Here is a 20,432-nt window from a genome sequence, read left to right on the forward strand (position 1 = left end):
TTTCGAAAGTGAATTATTCACAAATAGAATGAGATGCATAGTGAGAGTTATGGAACGGTTCTTTCCATTTATGGAACTCGTACATAACGCAGTAAGGAGTAAAAGAAATATGCACGACTTAGCATCAATTAGAGCCTTTGATGCGCTCAATCAGCATAAAAGTTTGACAGCCGCTGCTAAAGCCCTTAATCAGCCAAAATCAACGCTAAGTCGTCGCTTGGCACAATTAGAAGAAGACTTCGGTCAGGCTCTAACCGCCAGACAAGGTAATCGATTAGTTCTGACAAGAGCTGGAGAAATCTTTGCCCACTACAGCCGCCAGATTCTTGAGTTAAGTGAAGAGAGTTATGATGCACTCCAAGGTTTAACGAACCAAGTTTCAGGGCCACTGCATATTGTTTGTCACACCGCCTTAGTTAGAAGCTGGCTCGGCGGCGTACTCAATCGTTTTCTTGCTGATAATCCTGACGTTAGGGTTCAACTTACCAGTGACTTTTCTGAAGCGCACCATGACCCAGATTTGTTCATCTGGCTCGGTGAACGTAAAGAGCTAGACTGGCGAAAAGAAGTGCTGGGGGTATTTCGCTATACGCCTTTTGCCTCTCCAAATTATCTAAAACAACATGGGCCTATACCGCACCCCAAAGAACTTGAAGCACATCCATGGATCGATTTTGGTTCAGTGCAAGAAAATGGATTGATGCTAGCACACCCTCAACACGGTGAGTTCTTTTTAGAACCCTTTGTTAGTCGCTTATACAGCGACAACATAGCAATGCAAATAGACAGTATCGCGAATGGTCATGGTATTGGACTGCTGCCGACTTGGACAGCATGCGGCTATGAGAAACATCACCCAGGGCGAATCACACCATGCTTAGAAGGTTGGCTTTCTGAGCCTATTTCCATTAACTGCTATACACCAGCAGGACGACCACCACTGCGCTTATCCGTACTTTTAGACTGCATTCACCAAAGCATTCCACAAGGTTGGAAAACCTGACAAAAATAAAAAGGCCATCATAATGATGGCCTTTCTAACTTTAGCATCTAACAGTTGTCGTTTACGTTCGACTGTTTAGATGGTCCTGCAATTACGCTAGCAATTCTTTTGCTGTGTTCACTACGTTTTCAGTCGTGAAGCCAAACATCTCGAATAGCTGACCAGCAGGTGCAGATTCACCGAATGTTGTCATACCAATGATGCGACCGTCAAAGCCAACGTACTTGTACCAGAAATCAGCAATGCCCGCTTCAATAGCGATACGTGCCGTTACGTCTGATGGCAGTACAGCTTCACGGTAAGCGGCGTCTTGTTTGTCGAATGTATCTGTTGATGGCATTGAAACAACGCGTACTTTCTTGCCTTCTGAAGTTAGTTGCTCAGCGGCTTTCACTGCAAGCTCAACCTCAGAACCTGTTGCGATAAGGATTAGCTCAGGCTTACCTTCGCTATCTTTCAGGATGTAAGCACCTTTCGCGATGTCTGCGACTTGTTCAGCAGTACGCTCTTGTTGCGCTAGGTTTTGACGAGAGAAGATAAGTGCAGTTGGTGCATCTTTACGTTCAATCGCTAGTTTCCATGCAACTGCAGACTCAACTTGGTCACATGGGCGCCATGTGCTCATGTTTGGAGTTACACGTAGAGACGCCATTTGCTCAACAGGTTGGTGAGTTGGACCATCTTCGCCAAGACCGATCGAATCATGCGTGTAAACTTGGATGTTCTGAATTTTCATCAGCGCAGCCATACGCATTGCGTTACGAGCGTATTCCATGAACATTAGGAATGTTGCGCCGTAAGGAACGAAACCACCGTGCAATGCGATACCGTTGATGATAGCAGTCATACCGAATTCGCGTACACCGTAGTGGATGTAGTTGCCAGAGAAGTCCTCCGTTTCTAGAGACTTAGAACCAGACCACATGGTCAGGTTAGAAGGCGCTAGGTCAGCAGAACCACCCATAAACTCAGGAAGCATTTGACCAAACGCTTCTAGTGCATTTTGCGATGCTTTACGTGATGCAATGTTCGCTGGGTTTGCTTGAAGATCAGCAATGATTTGGTTCGCTTTTTCTTCCCACTGTGCAGGAAGTTCGCCGTTTAGACGACGTTTAAGCTCTGCCGCTTCAGCAGGGTAAGCTGCAGCGTATGCTTCGAATTTTTCATTCCAAGCTGCTTCTTTCGCGGCGCCCGCTTCTTTTGCATCCCACTCAGCGTAAACATCTGCCGGGATCTCAAATGGGCCGTACTCCCAACCTAGGTATTCGCGAGCCGCTTGGATTTCATCGTGACCTAGTGGTGCACCGTGACAGTCGTGCGAACCAGACTTGTTAGGAGAACCGAAACCGATAATTGTTTTGGTACAGATAAGCGTAGGACGTGGGTCCGCTTTTGCTGCTTCAATTGCTGCGTTGATCGCGTCTGAGTCGTGACCATCGACTGCTGGGATTACATGCCAGCCGTACGCTTCAAAACGCTTAGGTGTATCGTCAGAGAACCAGCCTTCAACGTGACCGTCGATAGAAATGCCGTTGTCATCCCAAAACGCGATCAGTTTGCCTAGACCTAACGTCCCAGCAAGAGAGCATGCTTCATGCGAGATGCCTTCCATTAGACAGCCGTCACCCATGAACACATACGTAAAGTGGTCAACGATATCGTGACCTTCTTTGTTGAACTGTGCCGCTAGTGCTTTCTCTGCGATCGCCATACCAACAGCGTTAGTGATGCCTTGACCTAGAGGACCCGTTGTTGTCTCGATACCAGGCGCGTAGCCGTACTCTGGGTGACCTGGGGTTTTTGAGTGCAATTGACGGAAGTGTTTCAGATCGTCAATAGATAGCTCGTAACCGCTTAAGTGCAGTAGAGAGTAAATAAGCATTGACCCATGACCGTTTGACAGCACAAAGCGATCGCGGTCGGCCCACTCTGGGTTTGAAGGGTTATGGTTTAGGTGAGAGCGCCAAAGAACTTCAGCGATATCAGCCATACCCATTGGTGCGCCTGGGTGGCCTGAGTTAGCTTGTTGAACACCATCCATGCTTAGAGCACGAATTGCATTGGCAAGATGTTTACGAGACGACATGTCTGCTCCTGAGTACATTAAGCGAAACGAAAAGTAGGTCATAATTCTCTCAAAGCCCTGTTGGGTGTGCAAACGTTTTCCAGTCCAAAACCTCACAAATATTGCACCTTTCGCGCCAAATCGTTCGAAGTTCTTAAAATTATCAATAAATCAGGCAAACGTTTGGTTGTAACAAAAACCAAAAAAGAGCTTGTAATTCGAGCAATCAAATTTAGAATAGACGTCTAGATGTAGATACACCTACAAAAATTAGTATTAATTTGCGCTGGAGAGTTTATCATTCCCCAGTTTTAAACCAGATATAGTGGAGCTAACATGGCTAAGCACCTGTTTACTTCTGAGTCAGTATCAGAAGGTCATCCAGATAAAATTGCAGACCAGATTTCTGATGCGGTTCTTGACGCGATTCTAGAGCAAGATCCAAAGGCTCGTGTTGCATGTGAGACTTACGTTAAAACCGGTATGGTAATGGTGGGTGGTGAAATCACGACTTCAGCATGGGTAGACATCGAAGAGTTAACTCGTGAAACCGTTCGTGAAATCGGCTACGTACATTCAGATATGGGCTTTGACGCAGATTCTTGTGCGGTACTAAACACAATCGGTAAACAGTCGCCAGATATCAACCAAGGTGTTGATAAAGCTGACCCTAAAGAACAAGGTGCAGGCGACCAAGGCATCATGTTTGGTTACGCTTGTAACGAAACTGAAGTACTAATGCCAGCGCCAATTACTTACTCTCACCGTCTTGTTCAAAAGCAAGCAGAAGTTCGTAAAAACGGCACACTACCTTGGTTGCGTCCTGATGCAAAATCTCAGGTAACATTCCAATACGATCAAGGTAACATCGTTGGTATCGACGCGGTTGTTCTTTCAACTCAACACTGTGACTCAATCTCAACTTCAGACCTGCGTGAAGCGGTAATGGAAGAGATCATTAAGCCAGTGCTACCTTCTGAGTGGATCAACAAAGAAACAAACTTCTTCATTAATCCAACCGGTCGCTTCGTAATCGGTGGTCCTATGGGTGACTGTGGTCTAACTGGTCGTAAGATCATCGTAGATACCTACGGCGGCGCAGCTCGTCACGGTGGCGGTGCGTTTTCTGGTAAAGATCCATCAAAAGTTGACCGTAGTGCAGCATACGCAGCACGCTACGTAGCGAAAAACATCGTAGCGGCAGGCATGGCTGACCGTTGTGAGATCCAACTTTCTTACGCAATCGGTGTTGCTGATCCAACGTCTATCATGGTGGAAACGTTCGGTACTGAGAAAGTATCTCACGACATCATCATTGAAGCGGTTCGTCAATTCTTCGACCTACGTCCATACGGTCTACAAGAAATGCTTAACCTTCTTCAACCTATCTACAAGAAGACAGCGGCTTACGGTCACTTCGGTCGTGAAGAATTCCCGTGGGAAGCAACAGACAAAGCTGCACTTCTACGCGATTTCGCTGGCATCAAATAATCAAGCCATGCAAGAATCAATCAAGCCCTCGCCTATGGTGGGGGCTTTTTATTTTCAGCAACTTTTATCTAGTCATTTCGACTCATACCGCCCTGCGCCACAAAGCAGTCCTGTTTCTCCCTCATTTTTATACCGAATAAATTTTAAGCAATTATTTGTAAATTATCCCATCTCCGCCAATAGTTAAAATATTGTTAATTCCAATTTAAATAGAGACGTCGGATGCTGGCGACTGTGGAAGCAACACTTAAGTAAAGACATGAGTCAGGCATCTTTATGGCCGATACCAAACTAAGCCAATGCTCAGATGTAAACTTGAAAAAGTCGCTTCAAGTTTGACTGAACAAAAACCGCTGTCAGTTGGTATAAGCGGATAATGTGGGAATAAATCAAGGAGGAGTTATGCCTCGAACTGTTAATCCATCGGACTTCCACAACAAGCGAAAGGAAGTGCCAGACAACGAATACGCCAGAACCATACCGTGCAATACGGTCAATCTTTCTGCACCTTTTCATTGGCTAGCATTAGGTCTGCATGATTTCGTGCGAATGCCACTTATTAGTGCTTTCTATGGCATCTGTTTTATGGCAGCTGCGATAGGCATTGTTTTGCTCGTACAGTGGCAAGGCACACACTTGGTCGTCATGCCCAGTTTGATTGTTTACATGTTAATCGGTCCGTTTCTCGCGCTGGGCTTGTATGATGCCAGTTGGGAGAGAGAGCGCGGACACAAAGCAAGCTTGTTCCATTCAATGAAAGCGATCGGTCGTAACTCAACATCTCAATGGGCGTTCGCCGTGTTACTCGCAGTGTGTATGATATTTTGGATGCGCATTGCCGCTCTACTTCATGCGCTCTACCCTTCTGTTCAAGGGGCACCTTTAAGTGAGTTCCTACCCTTCCTTGTCATCGGCTCTTTAGTTGGCTTTGTTTTGGCTTGTGTGGTGTTTAGCATTTCAGCCTTTTCTATTCCGCTCATGATGGAGCGTCGCGTAGACATGATGACCGCTGTATTTACCAGCTTTAATGCCGTGAAATCCAACATTCCAGCAATGATTGTTTGGGCAGCGATCATCTGTGGCGGTATTCTTATCGGCTTTGCGACCTACGGGATCGGAATGTTGTTTACCATGCCAGTTCTAGGCTACGGTACATGGCACGCTTACCATGCCACCATCAAGAAAAAACACACACCATAATTAACTGATGCTATGATCTGGCCCTCGCAAATGCGGGGGCTTTTTTATTTGATTTATCGAGGTGAATTGTGGATATAGAACTCAGCTATAAAGCCAAGCAAGTGATGGCGGACTGTATCGCGATGGCGGAACAAGCTTTCAAACGTTCTTTCCCGATTCCAACAATCACCTTCGACGTTCGTGGGAAAGCGGCAGGAAAAGCCTACCTTCAATTAAATCAAGTACGCCTAAACTCTGTTTTATTTCGCGAAAACACCCAAGCATTCTTAGATGAAGTCATTCCTCATGAAGTAGCACACCTGATTACTTATCAGGTTTACGGGCGAGTTAGGCCTCACGGCAAAGAATGGAAAGGCGTCATGGAAGCCGTATTTAACGTACCAGCCAAAACCACTCACAGCTTTGAAGTAAAATCCGTTCAAGGTAAAACCTTTGAGTATCGTTGTGGTTGTATGACCTACCCTCTATCGATTCGCCGTCATAATAAAGTGCTGCGCAAAGAGGCGACGTACTCTTGTCAAAAATGCCGCCAACCACTTAACTTCACCGGTATTCAATTATCGTAGCCCTTACCTCATAGTGTTACTTGCGTTCCCAAAATAAAGATCGATTTGATCAAAACCTTCCCTTCGCCAACTATTGTTAACTTACTCATCACTAAAGCTATTTTATGCGTGTTATCATGAATAAAGTCATACTTTATAAAGACTTTTATCATGAAATACTTATTCTCTCTGTTGCTTATCGCGCTTTCTAGCACTGCGATTGCCGCGCCACCGAGCTCATTCTCTGCAGCCAAACGTGAGGCGGTCAAAATTTATCAAGACCATCCAACAAGCTTCTACTGTGGCTGTAACATTCAATGGCAAGGCAAGAAAGGCTTACCCGATTTAGCCTCTTGCGGCTACCAAGTCCGTAAACAAGAAAAACGGGCTGCACGAATCGAATGGGAGCATGTGGTTCCTGCGTGGCAATTTGGCCACCAGCGTCAATGCTGGCAAGATGGCGGACGTAAAAACTGTAAGAAAAAAGACAAAACTTTTCGTTTGATGGAAGCAGACTTGCACAACCTAACTCCTGCTATTGGTGAAGTAAACGGTGACCGTTCGAACTACAACTTCAGCCAATGGAACGGTATGGATGGCGTGAGTTATGGTCGCTGTGAGATGCAAGTGAACTTTAAGCAGCGTAAAGTCATGCCACCAGACCGTGCGCGTGGCTCAATTGCTCGTACCTATCTATACATGAGCAAAGAGTACGGTTTCAAACTGTCGAAGCAGCAAACGCAATTAATGAGTGCTTGGAACAAAACCTATCCTGTCGATAAATGGGAATGTGAGCGTGACGAGCGCATTGCAAAAGTACAGGGCAATCACAACCCATTTGTTCAAGAAGCCTGCCGCGCACTGTAACCTCCGACCTCGAAGCGTTTCAATTACTGATATTGAAACGCTTCTTGCCCCTTGTTTTTTCGGTGCAAAGCATCCATGTTAGGGTTTAAGTTTATTCTCTTGCTGGAAATCTCATGCGTACCCCTCGAATTTATCATCCAGAAACCATTCATCAACTTGGCTCACTTGCTTTAAGTGACGACGCAGCAGGCCATATCGGTCGTGTTTTGCGCATGAAAGAAGGCCAAGACGTTCTCCTTTTTGACGGCAGTGGCGCAGAGTTCCCAGCGGTTATCAGTGAAGTCAGCAAAAAATCAGTTTTGGTTAACATCACCGAGCGCGTAGAAAACAGTATTGAATCCCCTTTAGATCTGCACCTTGGTCAAGTCATTTCACGTGGCGATAAGATGGAGTTCACCATCCAAAAGTCTGTTGAACTTGGCGTCAATACCATCACTCCTCTGATTTCTGAACGTTGTGGTGTCAAGCTTGACCAAAAGCGTTTTGAGAAAAAACTCGCGCAATGGCAGAAAATCGCCATCAGTGCCTGTGAGCAATGTGGGCGTAATGTCGTGCCCGAAATTCGTCCAATTATGAGCTTGGAAGAGTGGTGTAAAGAAGAGTACGATGGTTTAAAGCTTAACCTTCACCCTCGTGCTAAATACTCAATCAACACTTTGCCAACCCCGGTTGAAAAAGTGCGCCTACTGATCGGTCCTGAAGGCGGTTTATCGTCTGAAGAAATCGAGATGACTCGAGAATACCAATTTGAAGAAACGCTACTCGGCCCTCGCGTTCTGCGTACCGAAACAGCGGCTCTGACAGCAATTACAGCCTTACAAGTTCGTTTCGGCGATCTTGGTTAAACGGAGAAAAATAATGATCAAACTCGGTATCGTAATGGACCCAATCTCGTCCATTAACATCAAAAAAGACTCTAGCTTTGCCATGATGCTTGAAGCGCAACGACGCGGCTATGAAATCCACTACATGGAAATGAATGATCTGCATCTCGATCAAGGCGTTGCCATTGCAGATACTAAAGTGGTAGAACTAAAAGAAGATCCAAACGGTTGGTACGAGTTCAAATCAGAGCAAACTATCGAACTGTCTGAGCTAGACGCGGTGCTAATGCGTAAAGATCCTCCGTTTGATACTGAATACATCTACGCGACTTACATCCTTGAGCGTGCAGAAGAACAGGGTGCACTGATCGTTAACAAGCCTCAAAGCTTACGTGATTGTAACGAAAAGCTGTTTACAGCATGGTTCCCAGAGCTGACACCTACAACGATCGTGACGCGAAAAGCAGAAAAAATTAAAGAATTTCGTGAAAAACATGGTGATGTCATCCTGAAACCGCTTGATGGTATGGGTGGCGCGTCCATCTTCCGTGTAAAAGAAAACGATCCAAACGTCTCTGTAATCATCGAGACATTGACTAACCACGGTCAAAACTACGCAATGGCACAAACCTTCGTGCCAGACATCAGCAACGGTGACAAACGTATCCTAGTGGTAGATGGCGAACCTATGCCTTACTGTCTAGCACGCATTCCTGCTAAAGGCGAAACGCGCGGCAACCTAGCCGCTGGTGGTACTGGTGAAGCTCGTCCGCTAAGCGAAACCGACCTCAAAATTGCGCAAACCGTTGCTCCGACACTGAAAGAAAAAGGCCTTATCTTTGTTGGCCTTGACGTAATTGGCGACAAGCTAACAGAAATCAACGTCACCAGCCCAACCTGTATTCGCGAAATTGAAGCAGCTTTTGATATCTCAATCACAGGCAAGCTGATGGATGCGATTGAGCGTCGAGTAAAAGGCGAATAACTCAAACTGTATTACAGTTAATAGAGAGCGTAGTACATTAACTTAAGCAAACTCATGCACATACCTAGATGTAAATTGTATGATGTTTGCTTAAGGGCATTTACGAGAGTTAAGGGTCAGTATGAGTATGAATCTCACAAATCACTTTTTGGTTGCCATGCCTGGGATGAAAGATCCGTACTTTCAAAACAGCGTGATCTACGTTTGTGAGCACAACGAAGACGGCGCTATGGGGCTGATGATCAATGCTCCTGTTGATATCACCGTCGGCAACATGCTCAAGCAGGTGGAAGTTCAGCCAGTACACCCGCGCCTATTTGAAGCCAGTCTAGATAGACCAGTTTATAATGGCGGCCCAATCTCGGAAGATCGTGGCTTTATTTTGCATAAACCCAAAGATTACTACGAGTCCAGCGTCCAAATGACCGATGACCTCGCGGTAACCACTTCGCGTGATATTCTGTCGGTGTTAGGAACAGAAGCAGAACCAAGTGATTACTTAGTGGCACTTGGCTACTCCGGTTGGAGTGCAGGCCAATTAGAAAGTGAGCTGGTCGAAAACTCTTGGCTCACCATTGAAGCGACGCCTGAAATTATCTTTAATACACCAATCAACGAGCGTTGGAAGAAAGCGGTCGAAAAGCTGGGTATCGACCCAAGTCACCTTTCAGCAGACTCTGGACATGCTTAGTCCAAATATACAGTTACATTAGATAGAGACACCTTATGTCACGCACAATTATGGCTTTTGACTTTGGAACCAAAAGCATTGGTAGCGCTATTGGCCAAGAAATTACTGGTACAGCTTCCCCATTAAAAGCCTTTAAAGCCAATGACGGTATTCCAAACTGGGACGATATCGAAAAGCAAATCAAAGAGTGGCAACCAGATTTGCTAGTGGTCGGTTTACCGACCGATCTGCATGGTAAAGACCTTGAGACCATAACCCCTCGTGCACGAAAATTTGCTAAGCGTCTGCAAGGCCGATACGGATTGCCTGTTGAGCTGCATGATGAGCGTTTATCTACTGCAGAAGCTCGTGCGGAGTTGTTCAGCATGGGCGGCTACAAAGCCCTATCGAAAGGTAATGTTGACTGCCAGTCAGCGGTGGTGATTCTAGAAAGCTGGTTTGAAGCCCTTTGGGGTGAGTAAACACTTCAAGCACAATGAAAAAAGGTTGGCTTCTGCCAACCTTTTTTGTTTCTGGATTGGATTAATCCATATCGATCTTAACGTTTGCCAAACTGCCCGTAGAGAATGCTTCACCACGCTGCGTTTTCAACATCAGGCGCAGATCATTCGCTGAGTCGGCACTATGTAGTGCATCCTCTTCGCTGATCTTACCTTGCATCACTAACTTATAAAGAGATTGATCGAACGTCAGCATACCAAACTCATTTGAGCGAGCCATGGTTGACTTCAACTCATGTAAATCTCCGCGACGAATCAAATCCGACACACGTGGGCTATTTAGCAAGATCTCAAATACACCATGACGTCCCTGCCCATTTTTATCTCGGATCAGCTGCTGACCAACCACGCCTTTTAGGTTCATCGACAAATCGAACAAGAATTGTTCTTTTTGATCTTTCGGTACCAAGTGAAGAATGCGCTCTAAAGCTTGGTTTGCATTGTTGGCGTGCAACGTTGCCATACACAGGTGACCCGTTTCGGCGAAGGTCATCGCGTATTCCATTGTTTCACGGCTACGGATCTCACCAATCAAAATCATATCTGGTGCTTGGCGCAGCGAGTTTTTAAGCGCAACTTCATAGCTTTCCGTATCTAACCCAACTTCACGTTGAGTCACGATACAGCGCTTGTGTTCATGCACGAACTCGATCGGATCTTCGACCGTCAAAATGTGCCCGGTTTTATTGCTGTTTCGATAGCCTGTCATCGCCGCCATGGTGGTCGATTTACCCGATCCAGTAGCACCGACCACCAGCACCAAACCACGCTTAGCTATCGCCAAATCTTGCAACACTAACGGTAACTTTAACTGCTCAAAAGTAGGAATATTAGTTTCAATACGACGAATCACTGCGCCTGGTAACTCGCGTTGAAAAAAGGCACTCACACGGAAGCGGCCACAATCTCTCACAATGGCAAAATTCGACTCGCGACTTTTACGAAATTCCTGACGCCGATCTGGTTCCATAGCGCTGTCGAGTAATGCAGCCACATCACTCTCGGTGAGTTTTTCCCCTTGCGGACGCAATTCGCCATCCACACGAAATAGAATTGGCGCTCCAACCGTGATGTAAAGATCCGACGCTTTCAGCGCCAACATGCCTTCGAGAAATTTATCTAGATCCATCTTCCGTATTCACCATTATCTGTATGAACGTTACGAGAATTGCTGCACTTCTAATCCGATCTTACTATCGACCTCTTCACGAGCAACCATGCCTTGCGCCATTAACTGACGAGCATTTTGCTCCATGGTTTGCATGCCGTGAGCCGCACCTGTTTGAATGACCGAATACATCTGCGCGACTTTGTCTTCGCGGATCAAGTTGCGAATCGCAGGCGTTGCCATCATAATTTCATGGCATGCAATACGGCCACCACCATTACGCTTCAGAAGCTTTTGCGCGATAACCGAACGAAGGGACTCAGATAGCATCGAGCGAACCATATCTTTATCACTACCAGGAAACACATCGATAATACGGTCAATGGTTTTTGCCGCCGAGCTGGTATGTAACGTGCCGAACACTAAGTGCCCCGTTTCCGCCGCCGTTAACGCAAGGCTGATGGTTTCTTTGTCACGCATCTCACCAACCAGAATGACATCCGGGTCTTCACGTAATGCGCTGCGCAGTGCGTTTTGGAAACTATGGGTGTCACGGTGAACTTCACGCTGGTTGATCAAACATTTATTGTTGTTGTGAACAAATTCAATCGGATCTTCAATTGTGAGTACGTGCTTATTGTGATTACAGTTAATGTAGTCAACAATGGCTGCTAAGGTCGTCGATTTACCTGAACCTGTTGGGCCAGTGACCAGAACTAAGCCTTTTTCAGCGTTCGCAATTTTTTTGAAGATCTCTGGCGCTTCTAGCTCTTCCAGAGTTGGAATGCTACTTGGAATGGTACGGAATACTGCCGCACAACCACGAGATTGGTTGAAAGCGTTGACACGGAAACGGCCAACGTTATGCAACTCAAAAGAGAAATCGACTTCGAGTTTTTCTTCGAACTCACTGCGTTGGGCATCGTTCATGATTTCGAAAACCAAACGATGCACTTCTTGGTGTGTAAACGCTGGAATGCCTAGTTTTCTCACATCCCCATCAATACGAACCATTGGTGGGACACCTGCAGAAAGATGTAGATCCGAGGCATTATGTTTTACACTAAAATCCAGTAACTCAGTGATATCCATTTAAAATCCTTAAGTCTAAAGTACAGCTATGAGTAGTATTCAACAAAATATTGAACATATCACCTCTCAAATTCGATATGACGAGCAAAAATGTGGTCGAACTCCAGAGTCAGTGCAACTTCTAGCGGTAAGCAAAACTAAACCTGTCGAGGCAATTCTCGAAGCCTACCAAGCGGGACAAACCGCCTTTGGTGAAAACTACGTTCAAGAGGGCGTCAGTAAAGTTCAGCACTTTGCCGAGCATTATCCAGATAATCGAATCGAATGGCACTTCATTGGTCCGATTCAATCCAATAAATCGCGACTTGTTGCTGAACATTTCGATTGGGTTCACACCATCGATCGAACCAAGATTGCTCAACGCCTGAATGATCAGCGGCCAAGCGAACTTAAACCGCTACAAGTTCTGATTCAGGTTAACACCAGTGGTGAGGCATCTAAGTCTGGTGTCACTGAAGCGGAAGTATTCGAGCTGGCGGAGTTGATTTCTCGCCTACCCAACCTCACTTTAAGAGGGTTGATGTCGATTCCTGCCAACGTGTCTGACTACGAATCACAACTCCGTGAATTTCAGAAGTTGGCTACGTTGAAGCAAACACTCGAAGCACAGTTCCCAGAAATCGATACATTATCAATGGGAATGAGTGGTGATATGACCGCTGCAATCGAAGCTGGTAGTACAATGGTTCGTATTGGAACCGCTATTTTCGGCGCACGAGACTACAGCTAAATCAACAAAACGCTCACTCGCGACATAAGTTATGTCGTCAATCGTTAGAGCGTAAATGCGCAATCATCTTACTCGCCAATAGGAGCAGTAAGTAACAGCGGCGCCATTATACACCTGGGCGCACAACAAATTCTAAATATCATGATGGAAATCAGACAAATGGAACATAAAAAAATCGCCTTCATTGGTGCTGGCAACATGGTGAGAGCCATTGTTTCAGGCTTGGTTGCTAACGGATACCCAGCGCAAAACATTACCGCGACAGCTCCTTCAGAGGCTCGCCGCCTTCTGCTAGAACAAGATTTTGGCATCCGTACCACCAGCGATAACATCCAAGCTGCGACCGAGGCGGATGTGGTGGTATTGTCTGTAAAACCGCAAATGATGGCTGATGTCTGTAAACCACTGCAATCGATCGATTTCACTAATAAACTGGTGATTTCTATTGCCGCAGGCATCAACTGTTCACGATTGGATGATATGCTAGCCACCAAATTGAACTTGGTTCGTGTTATGCCAAATACGCCATCACAACTTGGGTTGGGTATGAGTGGGTTATTCGCACCAACTCATGTAACCGAGCACGACAAAGCTTTTGCCGCAGAGTTAATGGAAGCGGTCGGTAAAGTATGTTGGGTTGAGCAAGAGTCTGGCATCAATAATGTGATTGCCGCAGCGGGCAGTGCTCCAGCATACTTCTTCCTGTTTATGGAAGCGATGCAAGCAGAAGCGATTGCGCAAGGCTTTGATAAAGAGACTGCTCGACTATTGGTTCAACAAGCTGCATTGGGCGCGGCCAGTATGGTGGCTAGCAACCCAGAAACTGAGCTATCGACCCTGCGTGAGAACGTGACATCGAAAGGTGGGACAACGGCAGAAGCACTGCGTACATTCAACGAACATCAACTTTCAGATATTGTCGCTAAAGCCATGCAAGCTGCTGTGGCTCGCGCGGAAGAAATGGAAAAACTGTTTTAATTATTTGGATGAACTCCGTTTAGTATCATCCATCACTTGTTAAGGGTACCTTATGAATTCAATGAGTTTTCTCATCTCAACCCTATTTGACCTGTACATCATGGTCGTAATTTTGCGAATTTGGTTGCAAGCTGCGCGCGCAGACTTCTACAACCCATTCTCGCAATTCATAGTAAAAGCGACTCAGCCGGTCATTGGTCCATTGCGCCGCGTTATCCCTTCCGTGGGGAATATTGACCTAGCAACCGTGTTGTTTGCCTACGTGTTGTGTGTGCTTAAATTTGTCGTGCTTATCCTAATAGCTTCGAACGGTTCCGTCTCTTTCAGCGCTGACTTCTTATTCTTGGGCTTATTATCATTAATCAAAGCCGCAGGTGGCCTATTGTTCTGGGTACTATTGATCCGTGCAATTTTGAGCTGGGTAAGCCAAGGCCGCAGCCCTATCGAGTACGTATTCCATCAACTGACCGAGCCAATGTGCGCTCCAATCCGTCGTATTCTTCCGGCTATTGGTGGTCTTGATTTAAGCGTACTGGTGTTATTTATCGGCTTGCAGTTCGCGAACTTCTTAATGGGCGATATCATTGGTCCAATTTGGTTCCAGCTATAATGTCAGCTGCAGTTTGGCAAGATGGTGAGGACATCATCCTGAAGCTCTATATTCAACCTAAAGCTAGCCGCGATAAAATCGTTGGCTTGCATGGTGAAGAGCTAAAAATCGCCATTACTGCTCCACCTGTCGATGGCAAAGCTAATGCACACCTAACTAAGTTCTTAGCCAAGCAGTTTAAAATCGCTAAGGGCTTGGTTCACATAGAAAAAGGTGAATTAGGACGGCACAAACAAATTCGGATAGAATCGCCTACCCAGATACCGACAGAAATTAAAGCCATCATATGATGGCTTTTTATTTACGATTTTGTACCACACTTACTAATACCAACGACTGAGTACGCATTTTTTACCCCCTGACCAAGGTAAAATTGCAGCTATGGTTGTTTTATAACAAGTGCTTTGAGGAAGTAACAATGAGCAAATGGATTACCGCATTACTGATTAGCCTGTTGTCGTTACCAAGCTTCGCCGATCAGTTTAAAAATATGAAAGATATCGAAGTACACTATGTCGCGTTTAACTCAACATTCCTAACACCCAAAGTCGCACGTAGCTACGATATCAAACGTAATGGATACCTCGCTGTGGTTAATATTAGCGTGTTAGATAGAGCTTCATTGGGTAAGCCAGCATTAGAAGCAAAAATTGCTGGACGCGCGAAGAACCTTATCGGCCAAACTCAGACCTTGACCTTTCGTGAAGTCAAAGAAGGCAATGCGATATACTATTTAGCCGAACTACCAATTACCCACGAAGAAACTTTTACTTTCGATATTGACGTAAAAGCTGGAAACAAAGGCTCAGGTAAGCTTAAATTCACCCAGAAGTTTTATGTTGAAGAGTAATTGGGTTGTGATGTTCCAAAAGCTTTTGGATCTAAGCAGGCTAAAAACCACTTATTAGTTAAAGAATATCTAGAGGAGAACGATTTGTTCTCCTCTATCACTATTAAAAGAGATTCCCATGAAAAAAATTGTGCTAGCAACTGGTAACCAAGGCAAAGTTCGTGAAATGGCAGATTTGTTGTCTGACTTCGGCTTTGAAGTATTAGCGCAAAGTGAATTCAATGTATCGGAAGTGCCTGAAACGGGTACAACTTTCATTGAAAACGCAATCATTAAAGCTCGCCATGCCGCACAAGAAACAGGGCTTCCTGCCATTGCAGACGACTCTGGATTAGAAGTCGATTTCTTAAAAGGCGCTCCGGGCATTTACTCTGCACGTTACGCAGGCGAGAGCGCATCTGATCAAGAGAATCTAGAAAAATTGCTAGCGGCAATGGAAGGCGTACCAGAAGCAGAGCGTACAGCACGTTTCCACTGTGTATTAGTCCTCATGCGTCACGAGAACGACCCAACGCCTATCGTCTGTCACGGTAAATGGGAAGGCCGAATTCTAACTGAAGCACACGGTGAAAATGGCTTTGGCTACGACCCAATCTTCTTTGTTCCTGAAGACAACTGTGCGTCAGCCGAACTTGAACCTGCACGTAAGAAACAACTGTCTCACCGCGGTAAAGCGCTCAAGTCGTTGTTTGCTCAACTGTCTGAGCAAGTGTCTCAGTAATCACGAGCGAATTAGACCATGTTAACGCCCCCAGCACTCAGCTTGTATGTACACATCCCTTGGTGTGTGCAAAAGTGCCCGTATTGCGACTTTAACTCTCACGCGCTCAAAACCGAGATTCCAGAAGAAGAGTACATCAGTGCCCTTTTAGAAGATTTGGATACCGACATTGAGAAATACCGACTTAACGAAGCGCCACGTCCACTGTATTCAATCTTCATTGGTGGTGGTACGCCGAGTTTGATTTCGGCAGAAGGCATCGAGCGTCTACTTAAGGGCATTGAAGCGCGTATTCCGTTCAAGCCTGAAATCGAAATAACCATGGAAGCGAACCCAGGCACCATCGAAGCAGAGCGTTTTGTTGGCTACCGTAAAGCCGGGGTAACGCGTATCTCTATCGGCGTGCAAAGCTTTGAGCAACAAAAGCTTGAGCGTTTGGGGCGTATTCACGGCCAAGACGAAGCCGTCAACGCTGCTCAGCTGGCGCACCAAATCGGTTTGAACAGCTTTAACCTCGATCTCATGCACGGCTTACCTGATCAAAGCATCGAACAAGCCTTGGCAGATTTGGACAAAGCGATTGAGTTGGCACCGCCGCACTTGTCTTGGTATCAGCTGACCATCGAACCAAACACCATGTTCTACTACAAGCCACCAACGCTACCTGACGATGATGACTTGTGGGATATTTTCGAGCTCGGACACCAAAAACTTGCAGCCGCGGGTTATGTGCAATATGAAATCTCCGGTTACAGCAAGCCGGGCTATCAGTGTCAGCACAACCTCAACTACTGGCGCTTTGGTGATTACCTTGGTATCGGTTGTGGCTCTCATGGCAAACTCAGTTTTACCGACGGACGTATTATTCGAACGACAAAGGTAAAACACCCGCGAGGCTATTTAGCGGCTTATCAAAATATGGTCAAACCTTATCTGCATACAGAACATGTCGTCGCGGATGAAGATCGTCCATTCGAGTTTTTTATGAACCGATTCCGCTTAATCGAAGCCTGTCCGAAGCAAGATTATGTGGACACCACGGGCTTACCGCTTAGTACGATTCAAGAAACCATCGACTGGGCGATAGAAATGGGCTACCTGAGTGAAACGGCTACCCATTGGCAAATTACTGAAAAAGGGAAGCTCTTCCTTAATGATTTGCTCGAAGCCTTTATGGCCGAAGAAAGCGAAGAGTAACGCAACCCCAAAACAAAAAAAGCCTCTCAATTGAGAGGCTTTTTATTTAGAAACTGTGCCGTCCTAAATAAGGTTGACACATTTCCAACATTAGAAAATTGAACGGCCAATTCGCTCTGAGAGCAGCTCAAGCGCCTTAGTACCCGCAAGCGAGTTACCTGAAGGATCAAGCTCTGGAGACCATACTGAAATGGTCATTTCACCAGGTACTACCGCGATAATGCCACCACCAACACCAGACTTACCAGGCATACCAACGCGATAAGCAAACTCGCCCGCGCCATCATACAAGCCACACGTTGCTAACAGTGCATTAAGTTGTTTGGTTTGCACAGGAGAAACTACAGGCTTACCCGTTTGTACCGATGTGCCCTTGTTTGCTAAATAGCTAAACGTTTTAGCCAAATCGACGCAACTCATCTTCAGCGCACAAGCGTGGAAGTAGTTTTGTAGTACTGGAATCACTTCATTTTCGAAGTTGCCAAACGAACGCATGAGATATGCAATCGCCGCATTACGATCACCATGCATCATTTCGGATGCCGCAACGACTTTGTCATACACAATATGGGTATCACCAGAAAGCTGACGCACAAATTCCAACAGGCGCTGACGAGGTGCAGATAAGCGAGTTTGTAACAAATCTGCCACTACTATCGCTCCAGCATTTATAAATGGATTACGAGGAATACCTTGCTCCATTTCTAGCTGGATTAGCGAATTAAATGCCTGCCCCGAAGGCTCTTTTCCCACTCGAGACCAAATTTCTTCTTGCTTGTACAAGCACATCGCTAACGTCAAGCTCAATGCTTTTGAAATAGATTGGATAGAGAAAGGTTCATCGGCATCACCCGCCTTAATAACCTCACCTTCGTTGGTGTATACCGCAATACCTAACTTGTTGCTGGGTACTTTTGCCAGAGCAGGAATGTAATCAGCCACTTTACCTTGGCCGATTAAAGGGCGTACTTCCGCCAAAATATCTGTCAAAATTTCCACTGTCGGTTTCATTCTCTACCTTCTATTTACAAGAGAACTCGTTGAGCTCAGAGGTAAAAAAAGCCAACGTGTCGTTGGCTTTTCCATAGGGTTCGTTCGACTCAAGTCGATTATGGTTTTACTGCCACAATAATATTGCGGTTGATAGATTGATCAACACGGTGAAGATAACCGATGTAAGGCTCTTCTGAAAGTACCTTCCAACCTTGCTCTTCAAATAATGCCGCGACATCTTTCCATTTCAATGTAAATTCATTGAAAGACAACACCACTGAACCTTGTTTTTTCAATACCACTTTCCATGCAGGCAGAGCCTCTTTTAAAAGCTCTAGTGGACTGCGGTTCAGTTTGCTGTCCTTGGCATTTTTGCTGCCGTGCTGCACGCCATAAGGCAAGTCAGACACCATCACATCAACTGAGTTCTTTTTCACGACTTGATCAGCGATACGAGTATCAGCCGAATACAGCTTCATAAACTGAAGATGGCCTTGGTTGTAATCTTCTTTATTTGCTGCAGCTTCAACCACGAAACCATCCGCCACTTTCTTGCCACCCGCAGTGCGCTTTTCTTTGCTCACTTTGTGCTTAAAGCGGCCATTCTTCATGAACTTAACAATAAAGGTCTGGATCTCTTGCACCCACTTGGCGTTGATCTCAACCCCTACCACGTTCAAACCGTGGATCAAGCCTTCAAATAAGGTTGTACCTTTACCACACATTGGATCCATTAAGGTCAGTTGTTCACTTCCCGTATTGGACGCACTAATGCCGATATTCACCATCAAACGGGTAAACTGCTCGTTTGTTTTCCCGGTGTAGCGCAAAATCTGGCTCATACTTTCCGGGAAAGTGTTAAATACGGGCGCTTGAACTGGTCGAAGTAAACCATCTTCGCGCACTTCAAATAGCGCATAGTAAATCGAAGAGGCTGCGATTCTTCGCGCCTGCTCATCGGTTAGCGCTTCCTGACAAGAAAACACCAACGCAGCAGGTAAGCCAACGTCTTTACTACCAATTTCTGTCACATCCACGCCTTGTGAAGCTAAAATTGCTTTTAGCTCAGAACAGGCAATGGTCATTGCGCTATCAAAGTAAATTCGGTTATGACCCGGATTCGCTAATATCGCGTAATGGTACATCCCATGAACTCCTCTGGTTACGCAATACGCTTATATTTGATATCCCAAACACCGTGACCAAGACGGTGACCACGAGCTTCAAACTTCGTTAGCGGGCGATCGTCTGGACGAGGAACGAAATCACCATCTTTAGCAATGTTTTCGAAACCTGGCGCTTGGTTCATCACTTCAATCATGTGCTCTGCGTAGTTTTCCCAGTCGGTCGCCATGTGGAAAATACCTTCATTAGGGATAAGCTTCTCACGCACCATTTCCGCAAAACCTAATTGAACAATACGACGCTTGTGGTGACGCTTCTTATGCCAAGGGTCTGGGAAGAACAATTGCAGTGTCGATAAGCTGCCATTTGGGATCATGTGTTCGAATACTTCTACCGCATCGTGACACATTACACGCAGGTTAGTAATTCCCGCTTCGCGAGCATCGGCAAGACAAGCACCAACGCCTGGGCTATGAACTTCGATACCGATGAAGTTTTTCTCTGGCGCGTTCTTTGCCATTTCAACCAATGAAGCACCCATACCAAAACCGATCTCAAGCACTACTGGGTTATCGTTGCCAAACACTTCTTTCCAATCGAGAAGTTCAGCTTTGAAGTCAATACCCATCGTAGGCCAGCATTCATTCATCGCGCTCTCTTGACCTTTAGTCAAACGCCCTTCACGGCGTACAAAGCTGCGGATTTTGCGGATCAGCTTTCCGTCTTCGTTGTATTCGTTAGTGGTTACTTCACTCATTGATTTTGCCTGCACATTGATTAATCAAAGCGGGGATTATCCAAAGAATTTACTTAGGTGCAAGTATTTGTTGAGCTCTTGGTCTATGGCAACCCAAAAG

The 20,432-nt window shown here is 45.8% G+C and carries 22 protein-coding genes; 16 read left to right on the forward strand and 6 right to left on the reverse strand.

The genetic code is table 11. The features are described from left to right. Positions 1-109 precede the first annotated feature (109 nt). Positions 110-1,003, forward strand: a complete 894-nt coding sequence (locus H9L11_RS04155) for a LysR family transcriptional regulator (RefSeq protein ID WP_017633561.1) — start codon at positions 110-112, stop codon at positions 1,001-1,003. 91 nt (positions 1,004-1,094) lie between these two features. Here the strand turns inward: H9L11_RS04155 and tkt are convergent, their stop codons facing one another. Next, entirely contained in the window at positions 1,095-3,089 is a 1,995-nt protein-coding gene (tkt, locus tag H9L11_RS04160) for a transketolase (protein WP_205391002.1), read from the reverse strand. Between the two features lie 315 nt (positions 3,090-3,404). On the opposite strand from tkt, the gene metK reads away from it, so the two are divergent. From metK to ruvX, 8 genes are all read left to right on the forward strand, one after another. Beyond that, a complete protein-coding gene (metK, locus tag H9L11_RS04165) occupies positions 3,405-4,559 on the forward strand; it encodes a methionine adenosyltransferase (RefSeq protein WP_005381027.1) in 1,155 nt (384 codons plus the stop codon). Positions 4,560-4,961: 402 nt separating this feature from the next. After that, positions 4,962-5,759 carry a DUF2189 domain-containing protein gene (locus H9L11_RS04170; RefSeq protein WP_064377333.1) on the forward strand — a complete coding sequence of 266 codons (798 nt, stop codon included), beginning with the start codon at positions 4,962-4,964 and terminating at the stop codon, positions 5,757-5,759. A 68-nt stretch (positions 5,760-5,827) separates the two neighbouring features. Next, positions 5,828-6,325: a SprT family zinc-dependent metalloprotease gene (locus H9L11_RS04175; protein ID WP_064377331.1), complete on the forward strand. Its 498-nt coding sequence runs from the start codon at positions 5,828-5,830 to the stop codon at positions 6,323-6,325. Positions 6,326-6,475: 150 nt separating this feature from the next. After that, entirely contained in the window at positions 6,476-7,171 is a 696-nt protein-coding gene (gene endA, locus H9L11_RS04180) for a deoxyribonuclease I (RefSeq protein WP_025768831.1), read from the forward strand. A gap of 113 nt (positions 7,172-7,284) precedes the next feature. Continuing rightward, positions 7,285-8,016 (forward strand): 16S rRNA (uracil(1498)-N(3))-methyltransferase, encoded by a 732-nt coding sequence (gene rsmE, locus H9L11_RS04185; protein WP_025768830.1) that lies wholly within the window; start codon positions 7,285-7,287, stop codon positions 8,014-8,016. A 13-nt stretch (positions 8,017-8,029) separates the two neighbouring features. Beyond that, a complete protein-coding gene (gene gshB, locus H9L11_RS04190; RefSeq protein ID WP_005381021.1) occupies positions 8,030-8,980 on the forward strand; it encodes a glutathione synthase in 951 nt (316 codons plus the stop codon). Positions 8,981-9,107: 127 nt separating this feature from the next. Further along, a complete protein-coding gene (locus H9L11_RS04195) occupies positions 9,108-9,671 on the forward strand; it encodes a YqgE/AlgH family protein (protein WP_005381020.1) in 564 nt (187 codons plus the stop codon). A 35-nt stretch (positions 9,672-9,706) separates the two neighbouring features. Continuing rightward, entirely contained in the window at positions 9,707-10,132 is a 426-nt protein-coding gene (gene ruvX / locus H9L11_RS04200) for a Holliday junction resolvase RuvX (RefSeq protein WP_005381017.1), read from the forward strand. A 61-nt stretch (positions 10,133-10,193) separates the two neighbouring features. Here ruvX and H9L11_RS04205 read toward each other — a convergent pair whose 3' ends face one another. Together H9L11_RS04205 and H9L11_RS04210 are read right to left on the reverse strand one after the other, a co-directional pair. Then, on the reverse strand, positions 10,194-11,300 hold the full coding sequence (locus H9L11_RS04205) for a PilT/PilU family type 4a pilus ATPase (protein ID WP_005381016.1): 1,107 nt from the start codon (positions 11,298-11,300) through the stop codon (positions 10,194-10,196). 30 nt (positions 11,301-11,330) lie between these two features. After that, a complete protein-coding gene (locus H9L11_RS04210; protein WP_205391003.1) occupies positions 11,331-12,371 on the reverse strand; it encodes a type IV pilus twitching motility protein PilT in 1,041 nt (346 codons plus the stop codon). Between the two features lie 28 nt (positions 12,372-12,399). On the opposite strand from H9L11_RS04210, the gene H9L11_RS04215 reads away from it, so the two are divergent. From H9L11_RS04215 to hemW, 7 genes are all read left to right on the forward strand, one after another. Next, entirely contained in the window at positions 12,400-13,101 is a 702-nt protein-coding gene (locus tag H9L11_RS04215) for a YggS family pyridoxal phosphate-dependent enzyme (protein ID WP_005384521.1), read from the forward strand. 159 nt (positions 13,102-13,260) lie between these two features. Continuing rightward, complete coding sequence (gene proC / locus H9L11_RS04220; protein ID WP_205391004.1) at positions 13,261-14,079, forward strand: pyrroline-5-carboxylate reductase; 819 nt, start codon at positions 13,261-13,263, stop codon at positions 14,077-14,079. A gap of 52 nt (positions 14,080-14,131) precedes the next feature. Then, a complete protein-coding gene (locus H9L11_RS04225; RefSeq protein ID WP_005381012.1) occupies positions 14,132-14,689 on the forward strand; it encodes a YggT family protein in 558 nt (185 codons plus the stop codon). Beyond that, positions 14,689-14,979: a DUF167 family protein YggU gene (gene yggU, locus H9L11_RS04230; RefSeq protein WP_005381011.1), complete on the forward strand. Its 291-nt coding sequence runs from the start codon at positions 14,689-14,691 to the stop codon at positions 14,977-14,979. The genes H9L11_RS04225 and yggU overlap by 1 nt, the downstream gene beginning before the upstream one ends. 128 nt (positions 14,980-15,107) lie before the next feature. Next, positions 15,108-15,539 carry a DUF4426 domain-containing protein gene (locus H9L11_RS04235; protein WP_005381010.1) on the forward strand — a complete coding sequence of 144 codons (432 nt, stop codon included), beginning with the start codon at positions 15,108-15,110 and terminating at the stop codon, positions 15,537-15,539. Between the two features lie 118 nt (positions 15,540-15,657). After that, positions 15,658-16,260, forward strand: a complete 603-nt coding sequence (locus H9L11_RS04240) for an XTP/dITP diphosphatase (RefSeq protein WP_025768828.1) — start codon at positions 15,658-15,660, stop codon at positions 16,258-16,260. A gap of 18 nt (positions 16,261-16,278) precedes the next feature. Continuing rightward, the gene (hemW, locus tag H9L11_RS04245; protein WP_025768827.1) at positions 16,279-17,457 is read left to right on the forward strand and encodes a radical SAM family heme chaperone HemW; all 1,179 of its coding nucleotides are present in this window, start codon (positions 16,279-16,281) and stop codon (positions 17,455-17,457) included. A 90-nt stretch (positions 17,458-17,547) separates the two neighbouring features. Here the strand turns inward: hemW and glsB are convergent, their stop codons facing one another. The 3 genes from glsB to trmB all read right to left on the reverse strand — a co-directional run bounded on the left by glsB (position 17,548) and on the right by trmB (position 20,332). Continuing rightward, the gene (gene glsB / locus H9L11_RS04250) at positions 17,548-18,468 is read right to left on the reverse strand and encodes a glutaminase B (protein WP_005381007.1); all 921 of its coding nucleotides are present in this window, start codon (positions 18,466-18,468) and stop codon (positions 17,548-17,550) included. A gap of 98 nt (positions 18,469-18,566) precedes the next feature. Continuing rightward, on the reverse strand, positions 18,567-19,595 hold the full coding sequence (locus tag H9L11_RS04255; protein ID WP_065274864.1) for a DNA methylase: 1,029 nt from the start codon (positions 19,593-19,595) through the stop codon (positions 18,567-18,569). A gap of 17 nt (positions 19,596-19,612) precedes the next feature. Further along, positions 19,613-20,332: a tRNA (guanosine(46)-N7)-methyltransferase TrmB gene (trmB, locus tag H9L11_RS04260; protein ID WP_005384506.1), complete on the reverse strand. Its 720-nt coding sequence runs from the start codon at positions 20,330-20,332 to the stop codon at positions 19,613-19,615. Positions 20,333-20,432 lie beyond the last annotated feature (100 nt).

It is taken from the genome of Vibrio sp. sp1, assembly GCF_016920955.1.
GTDB lineage: Bacteria > Pseudomonadota > Gammaproteobacteria > Enterobacterales > Vibrionaceae > Vibrio > Vibrio alginolyticus.

Bases quoted from the DNA above. Each gene is read 5' to 3' on its own strand.
- H9L11_RS04155 (WP_017633561.1), top strand. From the start codon at position 110: ATGCACGACTTAGCATCAATTAGAGCCTTTGATGCGCTCAATCAGCAT.
- tkt (WP_205391002.1), bottom strand. From the start codon at position 3,089: ATGTCGTCTCGTAAACATCTTGCCAATGCAATTCGTGCTCTAAGCATG.
- metK (WP_005381027.1), top strand. From the start codon at position 3,405: ATGGCTAAGCACCTGTTTACTTCTGAGTCAGTATCAGAAGGTCATCCA.
- H9L11_RS04170 (WP_064377333.1), top strand. From the start codon at position 4,962: ATGCCTCGAACTGTTAATCCATCGGACTTCCACAACAAGCGAAAGGAA.
- endA (WP_025768831.1), top strand. From the start codon at position 6,476: ATGAAATACTTATTCTCTCTGTTGCTTATCGCGCTTTCTAGCACTGCG.
- rsmE (WP_025768830.1), top strand. From the start codon at position 7,285: ATGCGTACCCCTCGAATTTATCATCCAGAAACCATTCATCAACTTGGC.
- gshB (WP_005381021.1), top strand. From the start codon at position 8,030: ATGATCAAACTCGGTATCGTAATGGACCCAATCTCGTCCATTAACATC.
- H9L11_RS04195 (WP_005381020.1), top strand. From the start codon at position 9,108: ATGAATCTCACAAATCACTTTTTGGTTGCCATGCCTGGGATGAAAGAT.
- ruvX (WP_005381017.1), top strand. From the start codon at position 9,707: ATGTCACGCACAATTATGGCTTTTGACTTTGGAACCAAAAGCATTGGT.
- H9L11_RS04205 (WP_005381016.1), bottom strand. From the start codon at position 11,300: ATGGATCTAGATAAATTTCTCGAAGGCATGTTGGCGCTGAAAGCGTCG.
- H9L11_RS04210 (WP_205391003.1), bottom strand. From the start codon at position 12,371: ATGGATATCACTGAGTTACTGGATTTTAGTGTAAAACATAATGCCTCG.
- H9L11_RS04215 (WP_005384521.1), top strand. From the start codon at position 12,400: ATGAGTAGTATTCAACAAAATATTGAACATATCACCTCTCAAATTCGA.
- proC (WP_205391004.1), top strand. From the start codon at position 13,261: ATGGAACATAAAAAAATCGCCTTCATTGGTGCTGGCAACATGGTGAGA.
- H9L11_RS04225 (WP_005381012.1), top strand. From the start codon at position 14,132: ATGAATTCAATGAGTTTTCTCATCTCAACCCTATTTGACCTGTACATC.
- yggU (WP_005381011.1), top strand. From the start codon at position 14,689: ATGTCAGCTGCAGTTTGGCAAGATGGTGAGGACATCATCCTGAAGCTC.
- H9L11_RS04235 (WP_005381010.1), top strand. From the start codon at position 15,108: ATGAGCAAATGGATTACCGCATTACTGATTAGCCTGTTGTCGTTACCA.
- H9L11_RS04240 (WP_025768828.1), top strand. From the start codon at position 15,658: ATGAAAAAAATTGTGCTAGCAACTGGTAACCAAGGCAAAGTTCGTGAA.
- hemW (WP_025768827.1), top strand. From the start codon at position 16,279: ATGTTAACGCCCCCAGCACTCAGCTTGTATGTACACATCCCTTGGTGT.
- glsB (WP_005381007.1), bottom strand. From the start codon at position 18,468: ATGAAACCGACAGTGGAAATTTTGACAGATATTTTGGCGGAAGTACGC.
- H9L11_RS04255 (WP_065274864.1), bottom strand. From the start codon at position 19,595: ATGTACCATTACGCGATATTAGCGAATCCGGGTCATAACCGAATTTAC.
- trmB (WP_005384506.1), bottom strand. From the start codon at position 20,332: ATGAGTGAAGTAACCACTAACGAATACAACGAAGACGGAAAGCTGATC.